Here is a 19,220-nt window from a genome sequence, read left to right on the forward strand (position 1 = left end):
CCATGGGTTTTCTCGACCAGTATCATTCGCCTGACGACCTGCCGCGCGTCCTGAAAGTGTTCCCGCTGCCGGGCGCGCTTTTGCTGCCGCATGCCGAATTGCCGCTCAACATCTTCGAGCCGCGTTACCTCGCCATGGTGTCGGATGCGCTCGCTGGCGACCGCCTCATCGGCATGATCCAGCCCGATGACGACGAGGCCGATCTGACCGGCAGCCCGGCTTTGAAGCAGGTCGGCTGCGCTGGCCGTATCACTTCCTTCGCCGAAACGCTCGACGGGCGCCTGCTCATCACGCTGTCCGGCGTGTGCCGCTTCGCCATCGCCAAGGAAGTCGCCGGCGACAAGCCTTATCGCCAGGTCGAGGCGGATTTCTCGAGCTTCGCCGAGGATCTCGCCGCCCCCGAGGATGAGGACGATGTCGATCGCGCCTCCCTTCTCAAGGTGTTCCGCGACTATCTCCAGGCCAATGACATGAGCGCCGACTGGGACCAGGTACGCTCCGCCTCCACCGAGGCGCTGGTCAACACGCTGGCCGTGCTGGCGCCTTATGCGCCGCGCGACAAGCAGGCTCTGCTCGAGGCCAAGGATCTCAAATCCCGCGCCGACGTGCTGATCGCGCTCACCGAGATGGCGCTGGCGCGCCAGGGCTCGGGCACCAGCTCCGGCCTTCAGTGAGTGAGATCATGAGCAGGCAAACCGATCCCAAGCTCCTCGAAATCCTGGTCTGCCCGCTGACCAAGACGCGGCTCGAATATGACCGCGAGAAGCAGGAGCTGATTTCGCGCGCCGCGCGCGTCGCCTATCCGATCCGTGACGGCATCCCGATCATGCTGGCGGACGAGGCGCGCGAGCTCGGCGAAAATGAGTAGCGAGCCGCCGGAAGAGATCCGCCTCAAGGATCACGGCCGCGTCCTCGAGCTCGACTATGGACCCGGCGAGATCTACACGCTCTCGGCCGAATATCTGCGCGTCGAAAGCCCGAGCGCCGAAGTGAAGGGCCACGGCCCCGGCCAGGAAGTCACCGTCCCCGGCAAGAAGAATGTGCGCATCCTGCGCTTGGCGCCGGTCGGCCATTACGCGCTGCGCATCGTCTTCGACGACCGCCACGATACCGGGCTTTATACCTGGGGCTATCTGCGCGAGCTCGGCCGTGATGAGAAGACGCGCTGGCCGGCTTATCTCGAAAAGCTCGCCAACGAGAAGCTGACGCGCTGAAACCGGGACCCATTCGATCGAACGAGAAGCTATTAAGGCACCTCACCCTGAGGTGCGAGCGCAGCGAGCCTCGAAGGGTCCTTCAGGATGAGGCTCTGGCCTTGCCGCCGCGCCGCTTCGCTAGAATCTGAACAAGCTTCCAGTCTCCGCGGATCAGCGCCTCTTTCTTGGCGCGCGACCATCCCTTGATCTTGCGCTCTGCCGCAATCGCATCGACGACCAGATCGAAATATTCTGAATAGACCAGTTGAACAGGAAGTCGCGATGCGGTGAAGGCGCTGGGCGAAAGCTTCATCTGATGCTCGGAAAGTCGCTGGTCGGGCTCCTCACCGCGCGTGAGCCCGGTGTAATAACTGCCATCGGCGCAATGAAGAATATACACCCAGGCCATCTTGCCAATCCTGCGGGACCCTTCGAGGCCCGCCTCCGGCGGGCACCTCAGGGTGAGGGATGTCTAGGGCAGTTTGCAAGTCGAAACATTATCGTCCCGCCTGAACGTCAGACAGCTCGATCTCACCCTTCACTTCCCGGCCATGACGAACGGGGAAAATTACGAGTCCCGCCTGAACGTCAGGTAGCTCGACACGCGGCCTTCGCGTTTGGCCTTGGCCTCGTAGCGCGTCACGATCCAGTCGGAGAAAGGTGTCCGCCAGTCGGAGGCGCTTTCGGCGGTCCAGGTAAAACCGCCAGCCTTGCGCGTCTCGAACAAGGTCCACTGTACATAATGCTCGATGTCGCTGGCGAACAGGAGCAAGCCACCCGGCTTCAGCAGGCGATGGAACTGGCGCAGATTGTCCTGGGAGATCATGCGCCGGCGCAGATGGCGCGCTTTCGGCCAGGGGTCGGGATAAAGCACATAGATGCACTCGAGCGCGCCGTCGGGCAAAAGCTCGAAGACTTCGCGCACATCTCCCGCATGCACGGCGATATTGCCGATCTTCTTCGCTTCGATGAGCGCCAGGAGCTTCGCCACACCGTTGACGAAGGGCTCGGCGCCGATGAACTGCGTGTCGGGATGGAGCAGCGCCTGATGCGCCAGATGCTCGCCGCCGCCGAAGCCGATCTCCAGCCGGAGCGGTTGCGACGGAGAAACGAACTTGGCCGGATCGAATTGAAGCTGGGGCAGAAGCTCGGCGATCAGCCTTGCGTGATGAGGGCGCAAGGCTTTTCCCTTGCGCCGCCCATAATACTGAAACCGCCTTTCGGTGTCGCTCACTTCACCGCGGCTTTGAGCGCCTTGATGAGGTCGGTCTTCTCCCAGGAGAACCCGCCGTCCTTTTCCGCCTTGCGGCCGAAATGGCCATAGGAGGAGGTGCGCGCATAGATCGGCTTGTTGAGGCCGAGATGGTTGCGGATGCCGCGCGGCGTCAGGTCCATCACCTTGGCCAGCGCCTTTTCGAGCTTCTTCTCGTCGATCTTGCTGGTGCCGTGCGTGTCGACATAGATCGACAGCGGCTGCGCCACACCGATGGCGTAGGACAGCTGGATCGAGCAGCGCTTGGCGAGGCCGGCCGCCACGACATTCTTGGCGAGATAACGCGCGGCGTAAGCAGCCGAACGGTCGACCTTGGTCGGGTCCTTGCCGGAGAAGGCGCCGCCGCCATGGGGTGCGGCACCGCCATAGGTGTCGACGATGATCTTGCGGCCGGTGAGACCGCAATCGCCGTCCGGACCGCCGATGAAGAATTTGCCGGTCGGGTTGATGTGCCAGACCGTGTCCTTGGTGATCCAGCCCTTGGGCAGAGCCTTCTTCACATAGGGCTCGATCAGCTTGCGCATGTCCTTGGAGGTGAGCTTCTCATCGAGATGCTGCTGCGACACGACGATCTGCGTGACGCCGACCGGCTTGCCGTTCTTGTACTGGACGGTGACCTGGCTCTTGGCATCGGGGCCGAGCGCCTTTTCCTTGCCGGAGCGGCGGGCTTCCGAAAGCTCCTGCAGGATGCGATGGGCGTAATAGATGGGGGCCGGCATGAGCTCCGGCGTCTCGTCGCAGGCGTAACCGAACATGATGCCCTGGTCGCCCGCACCTTCGTCCTTCTTCTCGGCGGCATCGACGCCCTGGGCGATGTCGGCCGACTGGCTGTGCAGCAGGATCTCGACCTTCGCCTTTTCCCAGTGGAAGCCGTCCTGCTCGTAGCCGATATCCTTGATGGCGGCGCGCGCCGCGGCTTCGATCTTCTTGCGCGTCACGCTGACGGGGCCGCGATATTCACCGGCGATGATGGCGCGGTTGGTAGTGCACATGGTCTCGCAGGCAACCCTGACATGCGCCGGGTTCATGCCTTGGGCGATGGCCTCCCGATAGAACAGGTCGACCACTTCGTCGGAGATTCGGTCGCAAACCTTGTCCGGATGCCCCTCGGAGACCGATTCACTGGTGAAAAGATAGTTCTTCCGCGCCATTGTCATCCCACATTGATATCCCCCGCGCGTGCCGCGGAAAGCCGGGCGTCTTCTGGCAGGCTTGCCTGGAGAGGTCAAGCGGGCTGGTTCCGGGCCTAAAAGGCCGCCGATACGTCACTTCAGGCCGCTCCGGCCTGAAGTGATAACGTGATCGGGATCGCCAGGATCGTGCTTTACGGTCCTTTGTAATCCGCCAGTAATTTCACCGCATTGAGGATCAGCTTGCGCTTATCCGGATCGGTGGTCTCGCTGATGATACGCGCGATCTGGACGCCATCGGGCGATTGCAGCGCCCCGGCTATCGCATCAGCACCTTCCGATTCGGCGAAGCCCGCCGTATCGTCATCGTCGTTTTTCAGCTCGTCGTAGAAATACTGGACGTTGACGCCCAGAACGCGCGAAATCTGGTACAAGCGGCTGGCGCTTACCCTATTCGAGCCTTTCTCGTATTTCTGTACCTGCTGGAAGGTGATCCCTAGTAGTTCGCCAAGTTTCTCTTGGCTCATACCGACGAGCAGTCGCCGCATGCGTACCCGATTGCCCACATGACGGTCTACGAAGTTCGGGTCTCTTTTTGTCATTAAAGTACTTTTGTCCGACCACAATTTCCCCCGGTCTGACGAAATGTTCTCTGCCAAATGAAGAGCTTACACCCTGTCATTTCGGCGGCGTAATGCTTAGTACACCCGATCGATTTTTACAAATGGATTTATACTTAGGTTCAACAAGAAGTGAGCCGAGACGTCTCACATTTACGCGAGTTCGATCACGCCGAAGCTCCGCGAAATTGTCGTACGACAATTCCGGTGAAAGCCAGGACGAGTAACAGGCCGGCGAACATCCAATCGCCGGCGCGCGCATAAAGCGTCGGCGGCAAAGGCGGCGGCACCGTTCCATCGATCACGCCTTCCTGGCCGAGGTCGAGCTCGGCCACCATCCGTCCCTTCGCATCGATGATCGCCGAGATGCCGGTATTGGCGGCACGCAATAGCGGCAGGCCCTGCTCGATGGCGCGCAACCGCGCCTGCGCGAGATGCTGATAGGGCCCGCTCGATTTGCCGAACCAGCCGTCATTGGTCACATTGATGATCCAGGCCGGACGCTCGTTGGGATCGACGAGCGCATGTGGAAAGATCGCCTCGTAGCAGATCAGCACCGCGGCGGGGGGCAGTCCCGGCAAGGTGATATTGCGCGGACCCGGCCCCGCCGCGAAGCTGCCCGGCACGGTGACCACCTTGCGGAAGCCCAAAGGCTCGAGGATCGATTCGAAAGGCAGGAATTCACCCCCCGGCACCAGGCGCCATTTGTCGTAACGGGCCACCACATTGGCCTCGCTGTCGAGGCCGAGCACACTGTTATAGACGCGCCGTTCGGGACCCGTCGCTTGCGGGTCGCGCCGGAGCGCGCCCAGCACCAGTGACGTGCCCTCGGGCAGCAGGGCGGCGAGCTCGGCAAGCCCCTGATCGCTTTCGTCGATGAAGAAGGAGAGCGCGCTTTCGGGCCAGATTACCACGCCGATGCCGTTGATGCCCTCGGGCCGCGCCGCCGTCCCTTGCTGCGACATGGATTTCATCTTGTCGAAGATCGGCCGCGCATTGTCGCCGCGCCATTTGGCATCCTGCGAAATATTGGGCTGCACGATACGCACGCTCACCGGCTGCGATGACGCCGGCTCGGCTTGCGAAAGCCGGTAGACGCCCCACAGCCACAAGCCCGGCAGCAGCGTCAGAAGCATCGCGCCCGCGACGATCTCGCCGCGGCGCGCCCGCATGCCGGCCAGTGCGGGAAGACTTGCCCACAGAGCGATGAGCAGCGTCAATGCCGGCATGCCGAGAAGGGCGCCCGCTTGCGCGAGCCCGCCCATGCCGGTCACCGCGAGGCCCGGCGCCGTCCATGGAAAGCCGGTGAGGAGATGGCCGCGCAGCCATTCGGCGATGCCGAGGAAGATCGCGAAAGCGATGAGGCGGGCAAGTCCGTTCTGGCGCAGCGCGACGGTCAAGAGCGCGGCGAGGCCCCAATAGATTGCCATGCCGCCGGCGAGTCCTCCCACCATGAAGGGCATCATCCACAGATAGGTGGCGGCATCGACCAGGAAGGCGATGCCGATCCAGTAGAAGCAGGCGCTGAAATAGCCGAGGCCGAACAGCCAGCCCGTAAAGAATGCCCGCCGCAACGATACGTCACCCAGCGTCCAGATGAACAAAGGGAAGGCGATGAAGAGCAGCGGCCAGAAGAAGAAGGGCGGCATGGCGAGCCCCGCGAGCGCGCCGGCGAGAAGCAGGAGCCCTGCTCTGCGCCAGCCGCCGAGTCCCGCCAATGTCCCGGCGATTGCCTCAAAACGTCTCATGATCGCAGCACTATAGGTGCGCGCCTCAGCGCCTGATACAGTGCCCTCATGCGGCCAAAGGAGGCATGGAAATGGATCGCAAGGTTGACCCGGACATGCAGCTGATCGAAGGCCTGCCTTTCGAGACCGATCGCGGCATCGCGTCTAAGGCCCGCATCGGCCTCATCGTGCTCGCCACCGATTATACGATCGAGCATGAATGGCGCCGGATCATGACCGGCCTCACCGGCGTGGCGCTCTATCAGAGCCGCATCCTCAACGACGCCCAGATCACGCCCGAGACCTTGCGCGCCATGGAGCCGCGCATCGCCGCCGCGACCGAGGTCATATTGCCTGGCGCCGATTTCGACGTGATCGCCTATGGCTGCACCTCGGCCTCGATGGCGATCGGCGAGGAGAAAGTGTTCCAGCGCATCCGCGAGGCGCGGCCCAATGTCGAATGCACGACGCCGATCACCGCCGCCTTCGCCGCCTTCCGCGCTTTGGGCGCGCGGCGCATCGGCGTGCTCACCCCTTATCGCGCCGATGTGAACCGCATCGTCGCCGACTATATCAAGGCGCGCGGCTTCACCGTTCCGGTCTTCGGCTCGTTCAACGAGGAGAATGACAATCTCGTCGCGCGCATCGCGCCGAAATCGATCAAGTCAGCCATCCTCGCCATCAGGAAGCGCGCCGAGATCGACGCTGTCTTCGTCTCCTGCACCTCGATCCGTCTTGCCGAGGCCGCCGCCGATATCGAAAAGGAGATCGGCCTTCCCGTCACCTCCTCGAACCACGCCATGGCCTGGCACGCGCTGCGCCTCGCCAATTACGACGAGGCTTTGCCGCACTGGGGGAAATTGTTCACGCTGCCTTTGGCGGATTGATTCTGCCGTCATCCTGGCGAAAGCCGGGACCCATTAGATAAGCGCAACCGGGCGGCGCTGCCTGGATGAAAGAATTACCTGACGGCCACCAGAATGATCCCCACGGTGCACAGCACCACGCCCAGCCAGTTCACCGCCGAAAGCTTCTCGCCCAGGAACAGCACACCGAACACCGCCACGATCACGACGCTCAATTTGTCGACCGGTGCGACGCGCGCCGCATCGCCGATCTTGAGGGCGCGGAAATAGCACAGCCACGAGGCGCCGGTGGCGAGGCCTGAAAGAATGAGGAAGATATAGGTTCGCGCCGATATGCTGCTGGGCGATTGGAATTTCCCCATCACCGCCAAAATCCCGGCCAGCACCGCCGCAATGATCAGCGTGCGGATGAATGTCGCGAGATCGGAATCGACATTCTCGATGCCGACCTTGGCGAACAGCGCCGTCAAGGCGGCGAACATGGCCGAGAGGAATGCCCAGAACTGCCAGGAAACCGACATCGCGCTCACCGCCGCTTCGCCACATCCTCGGCCATGGAGCAGAGGATCTCGAACATCATCGCTGCCCCCGCATAGGCGGTGAGGCCGGACGGGTCGAAAGGTGGCGACACTTCCACCATGTCGGCGCCTACGATGTGGAGCCCGCGCAATTCGCGCAGCATCTGCTGGGCCTGGAAGGTGGTGAAGCCGCCGATCTCCGGCGTGCCGGTACCGGGCGCATAGACAGGATCGAGCATGTCGATGTCGAAGCTCACATAAGTGGGCCCGTCGCCGACGATGCGGCGGGCTTCCGCCATCACCGCCTTCGGCCCCTTCTCCATCGCCTCCTCGATGCGGATGATGCGCACGCCGACTTTCTCGGCATAGTTCACATCCTCGAAGTCGTACATCGAACCGCGAATGCCGATCTGCACGACGCGTTTGGGATCGAGCAGGCCTTCCTCGATGGCGCGCCGGAACGGCGTGCCGTGGGTGTAGCGGAAGCCGCCGAAATATTCGTCATAGAGATCGGTATGGGCGTCGAAATGGATCATGCCGACGGGGCGTTTCTCGGCGACGGCACGCAGGATCGGAAGTGAGCAGAGATGATCGCCGCCAGCGACGAGCGGACGGATGCCCTTGCCGACCATCGTCTTGAACCATGTCTCGACCCGCTTCAGCGCATCCTGCACATCGGCCGGATTGACCGGGCAGTCGCCGAGATCGGCGCAATTGGCGAGCTCATAGGGCACCACATGCGAGACCGGATGGACGCGCCGGATCATTGCCGAATTGTCGCGCACCTGGCGCGGCGCATGGCGGGGGCCCGGCCGGTTGGTGGTGCCGCCGTCCCACGGAATGCCGGCAAGGCCGATATCGATGTCTTGCGCCTCATCGAGCGGCACATGCGGCAGGCGCATGAAGGTGGCGATGCCGCCGAAACGCGGCGAGACGAAGCCGGAAACCGGCTGGTTGAAGGTGAGATTGTCGTTCGCCGGCATTCAAGGCTCCATGTTATACCGGCGCCATCCTAGCCCAGCTGGGCAGGCTGGAGATACAACGACATGGCGTCAATCGAGGTGATCAAGGGAGACATTACCGGTCTGGCCGTCGATGCGATCGTGAACGCGGCCAATTCATCGCTTCTGGGCGGCGGCGGGGTCGATGGCGCCATCCACCGCAAAGCCGGCCCCGACCTCGTCCATGAATGCCGGCTGCTGGGCGGCGCCAAGACCGGCGAGGTCAAGATGACCAAGGGATATCGCCTGCCGGCGCGTTTCATCCTCCATGCGGTGGGCCCGGTCTGGCAGGGGGGCGGCGCGAACGAGGCCGAATTGCTCGCCTCCTGTTATCGCAAGGCGTTGGCCCTGGCGGTGCGCCATGAGATCAAATCGGTCGCCTTTCCGGCGATCTCGACCGGAATCTATGGCTACCCCAAGGGTGAAGCCGCCGACGTCGCCGTCACCACCGTCAAGGCGCATCTGGCGCCCCTGCCACAACTTGTGATCTTCTGCTGCTTCGACGAGGAGACGGCAGCACTTTACCGGGCACGTCTCGCCTGACGTGCAGCGGCGGCAGGGCCGCATGCCGCAGGGAGGGGTTCACTCCGGCCGGCACATAAGGTAAGGGGCAACCTCCTCATATTGCACGGTTTACCCCATGTCCGACAGACTGCCCATTTTCGACGGCCATAATGACGTGCTTCTGCGCCTCCTCAACAAGCGCAGCCCGGATGCCGCCGAGCAGTTCGTGGCCGGCGACGGCGAAGGCCATATCGACCTGCCGCGCGCCATCAAGGGCGGTTTCGCCGGCGGCATGTTCGCCGTCTATATCTCCTCCAAGGACGATATCGGCGATGTCGAGGAGATGATGCGGGGCGCTTCCTATGACGTGCCGCTGCCGCGCCTCATCACCGCACCCGAGGCGCTGCCGACGGCGCTTGCCATGATGGCCATCCTGTTCCGCATCGAGCGCGCCTCCGCCGGCCGGGTGAAAGTATGCCGCACGGCCAAGGAAATCCGCGACTGCGTCGCCAGGGGCGTGCTCGCCGCCGTGCTCCATATCGAGGGCGCCGAGGCGATCGACGAGAATCTCGACTCGCTCGAGGTCTTCTACCAGGCGGGCCTGCGCTCGCTCGGCCCGGTCTGGAGCCGCCCCACCATTTTCGGCCATGGCGTGCCCTTCCGCTATCCGGCCGGCCCCGATACCGGCCCCGGCCTCACCGATGCCGGCAAGGCGCTGGTCAAGGCCTGCAATGAGCTTGGCATAGCCATCGACCTGTCGCATCTGAACGAGCAGGGCTTCTGGGACGTGGCGCGCCTCTCCAAGGCGCCGCTCATCGCCACCCATTCCAATGTCCATGCCATTTCCCAGCACACCCGCAACCTCACCGACCGGCAGCTCGCCGCGATCCGTGAGTCGGGCGGCATGGTCGGGCTCAATTTCGCCACCTGCTTCCTCAGGTCCGACGGCCAGGTCGATCCGGCGACGCCGATCGACCAGATGCTGCGCCATATCGATTATCTGATCCAGCATCTGGGCATCGAAGGCGTCGGCTTCGGCTCCGATTTCGACGGCGCCGTGGTGCCGCAGGAGATCGCCGATGTCGCCGGGCTCGACAGCCTGCGCACGGCGTTGCGCAAGCGCGGCTTCACCGACGATGTGCTGCGCAAGCTCTGCTACGAAAACTGGATCAACGTCCTCGAACGCAGCTGGGGCGGCTGATGCCGGACATCATCGTCATCGGCGCCGGCATTGCCGGCGCGTCGGCCGCCGCCCGTTTGGCCGAGACCCACACGGTCCTGGTGCTCGAAATGGAGGACCGTCCCGGCTATCATTCGACCGGCCGGTCGGCCGCCACTTATGAGCCGAATTACGGTCCACCGTCGATCCGCGCTTTGACCCGCGCCGGCCGTTCCTTCTTCGAAACACCGCCCGAAGGCTTCACCGCCTCCCCGCTGGTTTCGCCGCGCCCGACCATTTTCGTGGCCCCCGACCACCAGCAGGACCAGGCGGATGCCCTCCTGAAGAGTGGCACCGGCCTCACGGAAATCAGCTTCGCCGAGGCGCATCGCCATTTCCCGGCGCTGAAAGAGGGCTATGCCAAGCGCGCGGTGCTCGATGCCTCGACATCGGATATCGATGTCGACCTCCTGCATCAGGGCTTCCTGCGCCAGATCAAGACACTGGGCGGCGAGATCGTCTGCAAGGCGGAAGTCCAGGCGATCGCGCGCCAGGACGGCGCCTGGCAGGTCACGACGCCGCAGGGCACTTTCCAGGCCCCCATTCTCGTCAATGCGGCAGGCGCCTGGGGCGACGAGATCGCCAAGCGCGCAGGCTTGCCACCGAAGGGTCTGCAGCCCAAGCGGCGCAGCATGGCGGTGGTTCCCGCGCCCGAAGGCGTGAACATCATGAGCTGGTATTTCATCGGCGATGTCGGCGAGACCTGGTATGCCAAGCCCTCGGGCGGCCGGCTGCTGGTGTCCCCGGCCGAGGCCGAGCCGGTCGAGCCGCATGACGCTTTTGCCGACGACATGACGCTGGCCGAAGGCATTGCCCGTTTCGAGGAGGCGATCGACATTCCGGTGACGCGGCTCGAGGGCAGTTGGGGGGGCTTGCGATCCTTCGTTCCCGACGGCAATCCGGTCTGCGGCTATGACGGCAAGGCGGAAGGCTTCTTCTGGCTCATCGGTCAAGGCGGCTACGGGATCCAGACCTCGCCGGCGCTCGGCGACCTCGCCGCCGCTTTGATCCGGCGGATGCCCGTGCCTGGTTATATCGAGAGGGAAGGCCTCGATCTCGGGGACATCTCACCCAATCGCCTGAGCTAGCCTCTCCTCCGAAAGTATAAGTCGGGAACCCCCTCAAACTCCCTATAAACCGGCATTCACCGCATTTTGACGGTCAGTTCACTTCTGCCGCAAAAGCTGCTTATATGCCGCCACGCCTTGACTGATAAGGCGCTACCAGACCTACCAGGGAGGACTATCAATGAAACGAATGATAACGCTGACATCGGCACTGCTGGTCAGCACGATGTTGGCGGCAGGCGCTGCCGGGGCCAAGACGTTGGTCTATTGCTCCGAAGGTTCGCCGGAGAACTTCACCCCGGCCCTCAACACCACCGGCACCAGCCTCGATGCGGCGCGCCCCGTTTTCAACCAGCTCGTCGAATTCGAGCGCGGCTCGACCAATGTCGTGCCGTCGCTGGCTGAATCCTACGAGGTTTCGCCGGACGGCCTGACCGTCACCTTCAAGCTGCGCAAGGGCGTCAAGTTCCATTCCGGTGTCAACGGCTTCACCCCCACAAGGGATTTCAATGCCGATGACGTCCTGTGGTCCTTCGAGCGCCAGTGGAAGGCGGATCATCCGTACAACAAGGTGTCGGGTGGTGCGTTTGACTACTTCAACGACATGGACATGCCGAAGTTGCTCAAGTCGATCGAGAAGGTCGACGACCTGACGGTGAAGATGACGCTCAACGAGCCGAACGCGCCGATCCTCGCCAACCTCGCCATGGACTTCGGCACCATCGAATCCGCCGAATATGCCAAGTTCCTGCTCGACAAGGGCAAGCCCGAAGAGTTCGACCAGATCCCGGTCGGCACCGGTCCCTATGAATTCGTCGCCTATCAGAAGGACGCGGTCATCCGCTTCAAGGCGTTCGACGGTTACTGGGGCGGCAAGGCCAAGATCGACAACCTCGTCTATGCCATCACGCCGGACGCCACCGCGCGTTATGCCAAGATGAAGGCGGGCGAATGCCATGTCATGGGCTATCCGAACCCGGCCGATCTCGAGGCGATGGGCAAGGATGAAGGCCTCAATCTGATGCATCAGGCCGGCCTCAATATCGGCTACCTGGCGCTCAACGTGAAGAAGCCGCCCTTCGACAAGAAGGAAGTGCGTCAGGCCATCAACATGGCCATCGACCGCGACTCGATCCTCAAGGAGGTCTATCAGGGCGCCGGCCAGAAGGCCAAGAACCTGATCCCGCCGACGATCTGGTCGTATAATGACGCGGTGAAGGACTACGAATACAATCCGGAAAAGGCCAAGGAGATGCTGAAGGCCGCCGGCGTCGAAAACCTGCAGAGCGATCTGTGGTGGATGCCGGTGCAACGCCCGTACAATCCGAATGCCAAGCGCATGGCGGAGATGATGCAGGCGGACCTCGCCAAGGTCGGCGTCACGGTCGAGCTCAAATCCTATGAATGGGGCGAGTACCGCAAGCGTCTGCAGGCGGGCGAGCACCAGATGGGCCTCCTGGGCTGGACCGGTGACAATGGCGATCCGGACAATTTCTTCTTCCTGCTCGGCTGCACCGGCGCCCGCGAGGGTGGCCAGAACCTGTCCAAGTGGTGCGACAAGTCCTTCGAGGACAAGCTCCAGCAGGCCAAGAAACTGTCGGAGAAGGCCGACCGCACCAAGCTCTATGAGGAGATGCAGGTCATCGCCCATGACGAGGCGCCGAATGTGACGATCGCGCATTCGACCGTCTTCGAGCCGGTGAGCAAGAAGGTGTCGGATTACAAGATCAGCCCCTTCGGCCGCCACGAATTCTACGGCGTCGATATCGCCGAATAACGGAACTGAAGCGGGGCGGCCAAAACCGCCCCGCTTCACTGATATAGCCAAAAGCCATGTTCAGATTTCTGCTGCGCCGGCTGGCGCTGACTGTGCCGACATTCCTGGCACTGATGTTCGTCACATTCATGATGATCCGTCTGGTGCCGGGCGACCCGATCGAGGTACGCCGCGGCGAGCGCGGAATATCGCCCGAACGGCTGGCGGAACTGCGCCATGAGATGGGTCTCGACCAGCCGATCCTGAAACAATTCGCCGACTATGCCTGGGGCCTGCTGCATGGCGATTTCGGCGTCTCGATCATCACCAAGAATCCGGTGCTGCAGGAATTTCTCACCTTGTTCCCCGCCACCGTCGAATTGTCCATCTGCGCACTGCTCTTCGCCATTCTCATCGGCGTTCCGGCCGGCGTGATCGCCGCCTCGCGCCGCGGCGGCGTCTATGATCAGTCGCTCATGGGCCTGGCACTCACCGGCTATTCCATGCCGATCTTCTGGTGGGGCCTCATTCTCATTCTGGTGATGTCGAACACACTGGGCTTGACCCCGGTATCGGGCCGCGTCGATCTCATCAATTATTACTATCCCTCGGTCACCGGCTTCATGCTGATCGACAGTCTGCTCTCGGGCGAGAAGGGCGCCTTCCTCGACGCGGTGCGCCATCTCATCTTGCCGACCATCGTGCTCGGCACCGTGCCGCTCGCCGTCATCGCGCGCATGACGCGCTCTTCCATGCTGGAAGTGCTGGAAGAGGACTATGTGCGCACCGCCCGCGCCAAGGGCCTCGCCCCGTATCGTGTCATCGGCATCCATGCCTTGCGCAACGCGCTGATCCCGGTCGTCACCGTGATCGGCCTGTCGGTCGGCTCGCTGCTCGCCGGCGCCGTCCTCACCGAAACCATCTTCTCCTGGCCGGGGGTGGGCAAATGGCTGATCGAATCGATCGGCCGGCGCGACTATCCCGCCCTGCAGGGCGGCATCATGCTCATCTCGAGCATCGTCATCGTGGTCAATCTGCTGGTCGACCTGACCTATGGCCTCATCAATCCGAGAATCCGCCATGCCCGTTGACGCAAGCCTTCCCGCCGTCGCGGGGCCCACAGCACCGCCAAGCCCGCTCTTGTCCTTCTGGCGCTCCTTCCGCGAGAATCGCGGCGCCGTTATGGGGCTCGTGGTGGTGGTGTTCGTCATCTTCGTGGCGATCTTCGCCCATGTGCTGGCGCCGCATGATCCCCTCGAGCAATTCCGCGGCTTCACCAAATTGCCGCCGATCTGGGTCGACGGCGGCAGCTGGACCTATCCGCTCGGCACCGACGCGCTCGGCCGCGACATGCTCTCGCGCCTGATGTATGGCAGCCGCATCTCGCTGTTCATCGGTCTATCGGTGATGGTGGTCTCGATGATCTGCGGCGTCGTGCTCGGCCTTGCCTCGGCCTGGTTCGGCGGCGTCACCGATGTGATCATCCTGCGCATCATGGATCTCATCATGTCGATCCCGAGCCTGGTGCTCGCCATCCTCATCGTCGCCATCATCGGCCCCAATCTGACCAACACGATCGTCGCGGTGACCGTCGTCTATCTGCCGCGTTATGTGCGCCTGGTGCGCGCCTCCGCCTTGACCGAATTGTCGAAGGACTATGTCACCGCCGCGAAAGTGTCGGGCGTCGGCCCGTGGCGGCTGATGTTCGTGACGGTGCTGCCCAACTGCCTGCCACCGCTCATCGTGCAGGCCGCCTTGGGAGTCTGCGATGCCATTCTCGAGGCCGCGGCCCTGGGATTCCTCGGCCTCGGCGCCCAGCCGCCGACGCCCGAATGGGGCTCCATGCTCGCCGATTCGCGCGACCTCATCACGTCGCATCCCTGGGTCATGGCGCTGCCTGGCATCGCCATCCTGATCACCGTGCTCGCCATCAACCTCATGGGCGACGGCTTGCGTGACGCGCTCGATCCCCGGCTCAAGAAGAGCTGAGAGGCCTAATCATGTCCCTACTCGAAATCCAGAATCTCACCGTCGAATTCAAGACCGGCAGCGGCTGGTTCCGCGCCGTCGACGGCGTCTCCTTCACGGTCGATGCCCGCGAGGTGCTCGCCATTGTCGGTGAATCGGGCTCCGGCAAGTCGGTCTCCATGCTGGCGGTGATGGGCCTTTTGCCCTGGACGGCGAAGGTCACCGCCGATCGCATGCATTTCGAGGGGCGCGACCTGCTCGGCATGGGCAAAGCCGAGCGCCGCAAGATCATCGGCAAGGACATCGCGATGATTTTCCAGGAACCGATGTCGAGCCTCAATCCCTGTTTCAAGGTCGGCTACCAGCTCACCGAGGCGCTGAAGACGCATATGAACATGGACAAGGCGCAGCGCAATGCACGCGCCGTCGAGCTTCTGCGTCAGGTCGGCATTCCGGCGCCCGAGACCCGGCTCAATTCCTACCCGCATCAATTGTCGGGCGGCATGAACCAGCGCGTGATGATCGCCATGGCGATCTCCTGCAATCCGAAGCTCCTGATCGCCGACGAGCCGACAACCGCGCTCGACGTGACCATCCAGGCGCAGATCCTCGATCTGCTGCTCAAGATTCAGCGCGACACCGGCATGGGCCTCGTGCTCATCACCCATTCGATGGGCGTCGTCGCCGAGACCGCCGAGCGGGTGTCGGTGCAATATGCCGGCCAGAAGGTCGAAGAGCAGCCGGTCAAGGGACTGTTCAAGGACCCGCACCACCCCTATACCGCCGCCCTGCTCGCCGCACTGCCCGAACGCGCCCATATGAAACGCCTGCCCTCGATCCCGGGCATGGTGCCCGGCCAGTTCGACCGGCCGCAGGGCTGCCTGTTCTCACCGCGCTGCGCCTACGCCACACAGCTCTGCCGCACGCAGGTGCCGCCGCAGCAGAAGGATCTCGGCAATGCGCTCTGCCACTATCCGCTGAAGGACGGCGTGGCGCTCGGTCATCCCGGCAAGGAGAAAGCCGCATGAGCAGCGAACCCGTTCTCGTCGCGCGCGATCTCACCCGCTATTACGAAGTCTCGCGCGGCGCCTTCCGCGACTCGGCGACGCTCAAGGCGCTCGATGGCACGAGCTTCACCGTCGAGCGCGGCAAGACGCTGGCTGTCGTCGGTGAATCGGGCTGCGGCAAGTCCACCTTGGCCCGCCTCGTCACCATGATCGAGACGCCGACCTCGGGCTCGCTCAGGATCTCCGGCAACGAGATCGCCGGCGCTTCCAAGGAAACCTTGCGCGCCTTACGCTCCAAGGTGCAGATCGTCTTCCAGAACCCGTATGGCTCGCTCAACCCGCGCCAGCGCATCGGTCATGCGCTGGAGGAGCCGCTGCTCGTCAACACCAATCTCTCGGCCAAGGAGCGTTCCGAGAAGGCGCGCGCCATGATGGCGAGCGTGGGCCTCAGGCCTGAGCATTATGAGCGCTACCCGCATATGTTCTCGGGCGGCCAGCGTCAGCGCATCGCCATCGCCCGCGCCTTGATGCTCGATCCCGACATCCTGGTGCTGGACGAGCCCGTCTCGGCGCTCGACGTGTCGATTCAGGCGCAGGTGCTCAATCTCATCGCCGAGATCCAGGAACGGCTCAATCTCGCTTTCCTGTTCATCAGCCACGACCTCTCGGTGGTGCGCCATATCGCCAATGACGTGATGGTCATGTATCTCGGCCGCGCCGTCGAATATGGCACCCGCGACGACATTTTCCGCAATCCGCAGCATCCCTATACGCGCGCCTTGCTGTCGGCGACGCCGATGGCGGATCCCGAGCGCAAGCGCGAGCGCATCGTGCTCAAGGGCGAATTGCCCTCGCCGCTCAACCCGCCTTCCGGTTGCGCCTTCAATCCCCGCTGCCCGCTCGCCTTCGACCTCTGCCGCGTCAACAGGCCGGAGCTGCTTGCGCATGAGGCAAGCCTTGTGGCATGCCATGCCGTGAACAAGCCCGAGGCCGCGCCCAAGGCGGCCTGACGTCAAATATCGGAGAACGGAATGTCCCGCGCTGAACACTCGACCGGCGAAGCTCTTGTCGGCCTGCTCGAATCCTATGGCGTCGACACCATCTTCGGCATTCCGGGCGTTCACAATGTCGAGATGTACCGGGCACTGCCGCGCTCCAAGATCAACCATGTGCTGGTGCGCCATGAGCAAGGCGCCGGCTTCATGGCCGACGGCTATGCGCGCGCCACCGGCAAGCCCGGCGTCTGCTTCACCATCACCGGCCCGGGCCTCACCAACATCATGACGCCGCTCGGCCAGTCCTGGTCGGATTCGAGCCCGGTCTTCTGCATCTCATCCGCCCTCGACATCACCGACAGCGCGCAAGGCCGCGGTCGCCTGCATGAGATGCAAAGCCAGCTCGGCGCCGCCCAGACGATCACCGATCTCACGGTGCGGGCCTATACGCCGCAGGATGTGCGCGATGGCGTGGCGCGCGCCTTCTCGGCCTTTGCCTCCAGGCGGCCCCGTCCCGCTTATCTCGAGCTGCCGCTCGATCTCCTGAAATATCCCTCAGGCCCCGGCTGGACGGCGCATAAGACGCCGAAGCTTCCGCAGGCCGATGCCGACCAGATCCGCGAGGCCGCGACCCTTCTCAGCAACGCGAAATCACCGCTGGTGCTTCTGGGCGGCGGCGCGCAAGGCGCCGGCATGGCGGCTCTCGCCATCGCCGAGAAGCTCGGCGCTCCCATCCTCACCACCACCGCCGGCAAGGGCACTGCTCCGGGCGATCATCCGCTCTGCCTCGGCTACCGCCTCGCCTCGGCTTCGGGCCGCAAGCTCCTGCAGGAAGCCGATGTCATTCTGTGCGCCGGCTCGGAATTGTCGGAGACCGACTTCTGGGAATCGGGCTTCCATCTGAGCAAGGGCCTCATCCGCATCGATCTCGACCCGATGGTATTGGCGCGCCCGCATGCCGCCGAGATCGCCATCCTGGCGGATGCCGCATCGGCGCTCGATTGCATCCTGGCGGCCCTGCCCGCCGCCGATCATTCGGCGCGCCGCAAGGCGAGCGAAAAGAAGATCGCCGACATTCTCTCAGCCGAGCCGGCTGAGGACGACGCCTTGCGCAAGATGCTGCGCCAGGTCCTGGCCGTCATCCGGGCAAATCTCCCGCGCGAGACGGTGATCGCTTCCGACATGACGCAGATCGCCTATGCGGCCAATGAGATCTTCCCGGTCTATGAGCCGCGCACCTGGCTGCATCCGGTGGGCTTCGGCACGCTCGGCTTCGCATTGCCGGCAGGCATCGGCGCCAAATTCGGCACCCCCGACAAGCCGGTCGCGGTGATGATCGGCGATTACGGCATCCAATATACGATCAACGAGCTCGGCACCGCGGCCGAGCACAAGCTGCCGCTCATCATCCTGATGTGGAACAACGACGCGCTCGGCCAGATCCGCGACGACATGGTGAACAAGGGCATTCAGCCCAATGCCGTCACCTTGATCAATCCGGACTTCCAGGCGCTCGCCAAGGCCTATCGCTGCAACGCCGAGAAACCCGACTCGCTCAAAAGCCTCGCCGAGGCCATCGGCCGCGCGCTCAAGGCCGACGGCCCGACCCTGATCGAAATGACGCCGCGCATGTTGAATGGCTAGCGCATCGGCCCGAAAAGTGCGTGCGGTTTTCGGACACGCCGATGCGCACTGACGCGGCCGTCATCTTCGATGTCGACGGGGTCCTGCTCGATCTGACAAGGCCTGAGGAAGACGCTTTTTTTTGGCCCTTTGCCGAGCTGCACGGCCTGACCGGCCTGTCGCGCGACTGGGATGGCTATCGCATCCGCAATGACGAGGACATCATTCTGGAGATTCTCGAAGGGCATTTCGGCCGGGCGCCGACGCCACAGGAGCATCGCGCGGTCATCGATACCTATATTGGCTATATGGATGCGAATCTCCGGCAGAAACGCCTTACCCCTGAGACGGTGTCTGGCGCGGCGGAGCTGCTTGCCGGTCTCGCCGGCAAGGCCAGGCTTGGTATCGCGACCGCCAATCTCCTCGAAGTCGCCGCCCGGAGGCTCGCCGCTTGCGGCCTGTGGGACGGGCTGAAAGATCTCGGCTTCGGCGCCAATGGCGGCGGCGCCAAGCGCGAAATTCTGGCCCGCGCCATAAAAACCCTGAACTTGCCGCGCGAGCGCATCGTCTTTATCGGCGACAATCTCAACGACGTCGAAGCCGGGCTCGCCAATAACGTGCATTTCATCGGCTTTTCCGTCGATCCGGCCAAGACCCGGCGGCTGGCGGCGGCCGGGGCGGAGCGTATTTGCAATCATCACCGGGATACGCTGAAACATATAAAAGACGCGCTCAACATCTGAATCGGAA

21 protein-coding genes are annotated in these 19,220 nt (G+C 63.4%); 14 read left to right on the top strand and 7 right to left on the bottom strand.

Translation table 11 applies throughout. From position 1 onward, the window contains the following. Positions 1–2: 2 nt before the first annotated feature. The 3 genes from JHL16_RS19530 to JHL16_RS19540 are packed head-to-tail and all read left to right on the top strand — an operon-like array spanning position 3 to position 1,214. Positions 3–674, top strand: a complete 672-nt coding sequence (locus tag JHL16_RS19530) for an LON peptidase substrate-binding domain-containing protein (RefSeq protein WP_200186516.1) — start codon at positions 3–5, stop codon at positions 672–674. Between the two features lie 8 nt (positions 675–682). Then, positions 683–868 (top strand): Trm112 family protein, encoded by a 186-nt coding sequence (locus JHL16_RS19535; RefSeq protein WP_137858573.1) that lies wholly within the window; start codon positions 683–685, stop codon positions 866–868. Further along, a complete protein-coding gene (locus JHL16_RS19540) occupies positions 861–1,214 on the top strand; it encodes a gamma-butyrobetaine hydroxylase family protein (RefSeq protein ID WP_200186517.1) in 354 nt (117 codons plus the stop codon). Before JHL16_RS19535 ends, JHL16_RS19540 begins: the two co-directional genes overlap by 8 nt. An 82-nt stretch (positions 1,215–1,296) precedes the next feature. Here JHL16_RS19540 and JHL16_RS19545 read toward each other — a convergent pair whose 3' ends face one another. The 5 genes from JHL16_RS19545 to lnt all read right to left on the bottom strand — a co-directional run bounded on the left by JHL16_RS19545 (position 1,297) and on the right by lnt (position 5,967). Beyond that, positions 1,297–1,605, bottom strand: coding sequence for a GIY-YIG nuclease family protein (locus tag JHL16_RS19545; protein ID WP_200186518.1), 309 nt, complete (start codon positions 1,603–1,605; stop codon positions 1,297–1,299). A 159-nt stretch (positions 1,606–1,764) separates the two neighbouring features. Then, positions 1,765–2,430: a tRNA (guanosine(46)-N7)-methyltransferase TrmB gene (trmB, locus tag JHL16_RS19550; RefSeq protein ID WP_200186519.1), complete on the bottom strand. Its 666-nt coding sequence runs from the start codon at positions 2,428–2,430 to the stop codon at positions 1,765–1,767. Beyond that, complete coding sequence (gene metK, locus JHL16_RS19555) at positions 2,427–3,620, bottom strand: methionine adenosyltransferase (protein WP_200186520.1); 1,194 nt, start codon at positions 3,618–3,620, stop codon at positions 2,427–2,429. The genes trmB and metK overlap by 4 nt, the downstream gene beginning before the upstream one ends. 173 nt (positions 3,621–3,793) lie before the next feature. After that, entirely contained in the window at positions 3,794–4,147 is a 354-nt protein-coding gene (locus tag JHL16_RS19560) for a helix-turn-helix domain-containing protein (protein ID WP_420884551.1), read from the bottom strand. Positions 4,148–4,386: 239 nt separating this feature from the next. Beyond that, positions 4,387–5,967 (bottom strand): apolipoprotein N-acyltransferase, encoded by a 1,581-nt coding sequence (lnt, locus tag JHL16_RS19565; protein WP_200186521.1) that lies wholly within the window; start codon positions 5,965–5,967, stop codon positions 4,387–4,389. A 71-nt stretch (positions 5,968–6,038) separates the two neighbouring features. On the opposite strand from lnt, the gene JHL16_RS19570 reads away from it, so the two are divergent. After that, a complete protein-coding gene (locus JHL16_RS19570; protein ID WP_246770981.1) occupies positions 6,039–6,833 on the top strand; it encodes a maleate cis-trans isomerase family protein in 795 nt (264 codons plus the stop codon). Between the two features lie 74 nt (positions 6,834–6,907). On the opposite strand, the gene JHL16_RS19575 is transcribed toward JHL16_RS19570, so the two are convergent. Together JHL16_RS19575 and speB are read right to left on the bottom strand one after the other, a co-directional pair. Continuing rightward, on the bottom strand, positions 6,908–7,333 hold the full coding sequence (locus JHL16_RS19575; protein ID WP_210346035.1) for an EamA family transporter: 426 nt from the start codon (positions 7,331–7,333) through the stop codon (positions 6,908–6,910). A gap of 5 nt (positions 7,334–7,338) precedes the next feature. Beyond that, entirely contained in the window at positions 7,339–8,313 is a 975-nt protein-coding gene (gene speB / locus JHL16_RS19580) for an agmatinase (RefSeq protein ID WP_246770982.1), read from the bottom strand. 63 nt (positions 8,314–8,376) lie between these two features. On the opposite strand from speB, the gene JHL16_RS19585 reads away from it, so the two are divergent. From JHL16_RS19585 to JHL16_RS19630, 10 genes are all read left to right on the top strand, one after another. Further along, positions 8,377–8,874 (top strand): O-acetyl-ADP-ribose deacetylase, encoded by a 498-nt coding sequence (locus tag JHL16_RS19585; protein ID WP_200186524.1) that lies wholly within the window; start codon positions 8,377–8,379, stop codon positions 8,872–8,874. 97 nt (positions 8,875–8,971) lie between these two features. After that, positions 8,972–10,036: a dipeptidase gene (locus tag JHL16_RS19590; RefSeq protein ID WP_200186525.1), complete on the top strand. Its 1,065-nt coding sequence runs from the start codon at positions 8,972–8,974 to the stop codon at positions 10,034–10,036. Then, positions 10,036–11,142: an NAD(P)/FAD-dependent oxidoreductase gene (locus tag JHL16_RS19595; RefSeq protein WP_200186526.1), complete on the top strand. Its 1,107-nt coding sequence runs from the start codon at positions 10,036–10,038 to the stop codon at positions 11,140–11,142. Before JHL16_RS19590 ends, JHL16_RS19595 begins: the two co-directional genes overlap by 1 nt. A gap of 160 nt (positions 11,143–11,302) precedes the next feature. Continuing rightward, complete coding sequence (locus JHL16_RS19600) at positions 11,303–12,898, top strand: ABC transporter substrate-binding protein (protein WP_200186527.1); 1,596 nt, start codon at positions 11,303–11,305, stop codon at positions 12,896–12,898. A 56-nt stretch (positions 12,899–12,954) separates the two neighbouring features. Continuing rightward, entirely contained in the window at positions 12,955–13,968 is a 1,014-nt protein-coding gene (locus tag JHL16_RS19605) for an ABC transporter permease subunit (protein ID WP_200186528.1), read from the top strand. Continuing rightward, positions 13,958–14,866 (top strand): ABC transporter permease subunit, encoded by a 909-nt coding sequence (locus JHL16_RS19610; RefSeq protein WP_200186529.1) that lies wholly within the window; start codon positions 13,958–13,960, stop codon positions 14,864–14,866. Before JHL16_RS19605 ends, JHL16_RS19610 begins: the two co-directional genes overlap by 11 nt. 11 nt (positions 14,867–14,877) lie before the next feature. Further along, positions 14,878–15,873, top strand: coding sequence for an ABC transporter ATP-binding protein (locus JHL16_RS19615; protein ID WP_200186530.1), 996 nt, complete (start codon positions 14,878–14,880; stop codon positions 15,871–15,873). Beyond that, positions 15,870–16,862 carry a peptide ABC transporter ATP-binding protein gene (locus tag JHL16_RS19620; RefSeq protein ID WP_200186531.1) on the top strand — a complete coding sequence of 331 codons (993 nt, stop codon included), beginning with the start codon at positions 15,870–15,872 and terminating at the stop codon, positions 16,860–16,862. Before JHL16_RS19615 ends, JHL16_RS19620 begins: the two co-directional genes overlap by 4 nt. Positions 16,863–16,883: 21 nt before the next feature. Then, entirely contained in the window at positions 16,884–18,491 is a 1,608-nt protein-coding gene (locus JHL16_RS19625) for a 5-guanidino-2-oxopentanoate decarboxylase (protein ID WP_200186532.1), read from the top strand. A gap of 41 nt (positions 18,492–18,532) precedes the next feature. Next, positions 18,533–19,213, top strand: coding sequence for an HAD family hydrolase (locus JHL16_RS19630; RefSeq protein WP_200186533.1), 681 nt, complete (start codon positions 18,533–18,535; stop codon positions 19,211–19,213). Positions 19,214–19,220: the final 7 nt, after the last annotated feature.

This window comes from Taklimakanibacter albus, assembly GCF_016595235.1.
GTDB classification, from domain to species: Bacteria; Pseudomonadota; Alphaproteobacteria; order Rhizobiales; family Aestuariivirgaceae; genus Taklimakanibacter; species Taklimakanibacter albus.

Coding starts and splice junctions, on each gene's coding strand:
- JHL16_RS19535 (WP_137858573.1), top strand. CDS start 683: ATGAGCAGGCAAACCGATCCCAAGCTCCTCGAAATCCTGGTCTGCCCG.
- metK (WP_200186520.1), bottom strand. CDS start 3,620: ATGGCGCGGAAGAACTATCTTTTCACCAGTGAATCGGTCTCCGAGGGG.
- JHL16_RS19625 (WP_200186532.1), top strand. CDS start 16,884: ATGTCCCGCGCTGAACACTCGACCGGCGAAGCTCTTGTCGGCCTGCTC.
- JHL16_RS19605 (WP_200186528.1), top strand. CDS start 12,955: ATGTTCAGATTTCTGCTGCGCCGGCTGGCGCTGACTGTGCCGACATTC.
- JHL16_RS19610 (WP_200186529.1), top strand. CDS start 13,958: ATGCCCGTTGACGCAAGCCTTCCCGCCGTCGCGGGGCCCACAGCACCG.
- JHL16_RS19545 (WP_200186518.1), bottom strand. CDS start 1,605: ATGGCCTGGGTGTATATTCTTCATTGCGCCGATGGCAGTTATTACACC.
- JHL16_RS19575 (WP_210346035.1), bottom strand. CDS start 7,333: ATGTCGGTTTCCTGGCAGTTCTGGGCATTCCTCTCGGCCATGTTCGCC.
- JHL16_RS19595 (WP_200186526.1), top strand. CDS start 10,036: ATGCCGGACATCATCGTCATCGGCGCCGGCATTGCCGGCGCGTCGGCC.
- JHL16_RS19600 (WP_200186527.1), top strand. CDS start 11,303: ATGAAACGAATGATAACGCTGACATCGGCACTGCTGGTCAGCACGATG.
- JHL16_RS19530 (WP_200186516.1), top strand. CDS start 3: ATGGGTTTTCTCGACCAGTATCATTCGCCTGACGACCTGCCGCGCGTC.
- JHL16_RS19570 (WP_246770981.1), top strand. CDS start 6,039: ATGGATCGCAAGGTTGACCCGGACATGCAGCTGATCGAAGGCCTGCCT.
- JHL16_RS19590 (WP_200186525.1), top strand. CDS start 8,972: ATGTCCGACAGACTGCCCATTTTCGACGGCCATAATGACGTGCTTCTG.
- JHL16_RS19540 (WP_200186517.1), top strand. CDS start 861: ATGAGTAGCGAGCCGCCGGAAGAGATCCGCCTCAAGGATCACGGCCGC.
- JHL16_RS19615 (WP_200186530.1), top strand. CDS start 14,878: ATGTCCCTACTCGAAATCCAGAATCTCACCGTCGAATTCAAGACCGGC.
- lnt (WP_200186521.1), bottom strand. CDS start 5,967: ATGAGACGTTTTGAGGCAATCGCCGGGACATTGGCGGGACTCGGCGGC.
- speB (WP_246770982.1), bottom strand. CDS start 8,313: ATGCCGGCGAACGACAATCTCACCTTCAACCAGCCGGTTTCCGGCTTC.
- JHL16_RS19630 (WP_200186533.1), top strand. CDS start 18,533: ATGCGCACTGACGCGGCCGTCATCTTCGATGTCGACGGGGTCCTGCTC.
- JHL16_RS19560 (WP_420884551.1), bottom strand. CDS start 4,147: ATGCGGCGACTGCTCGTCGGTATGAGCCAAGAGAAACTTGGCGAACTA.
- JHL16_RS19585 (WP_200186524.1), top strand. CDS start 8,377: ATGGCGTCAATCGAGGTGATCAAGGGAGACATTACCGGTCTGGCCGTC.
- JHL16_RS19620 (WP_200186531.1), top strand. CDS start 15,870: ATGAGCAGCGAACCCGTTCTCGTCGCGCGCGATCTCACCCGCTATTAC.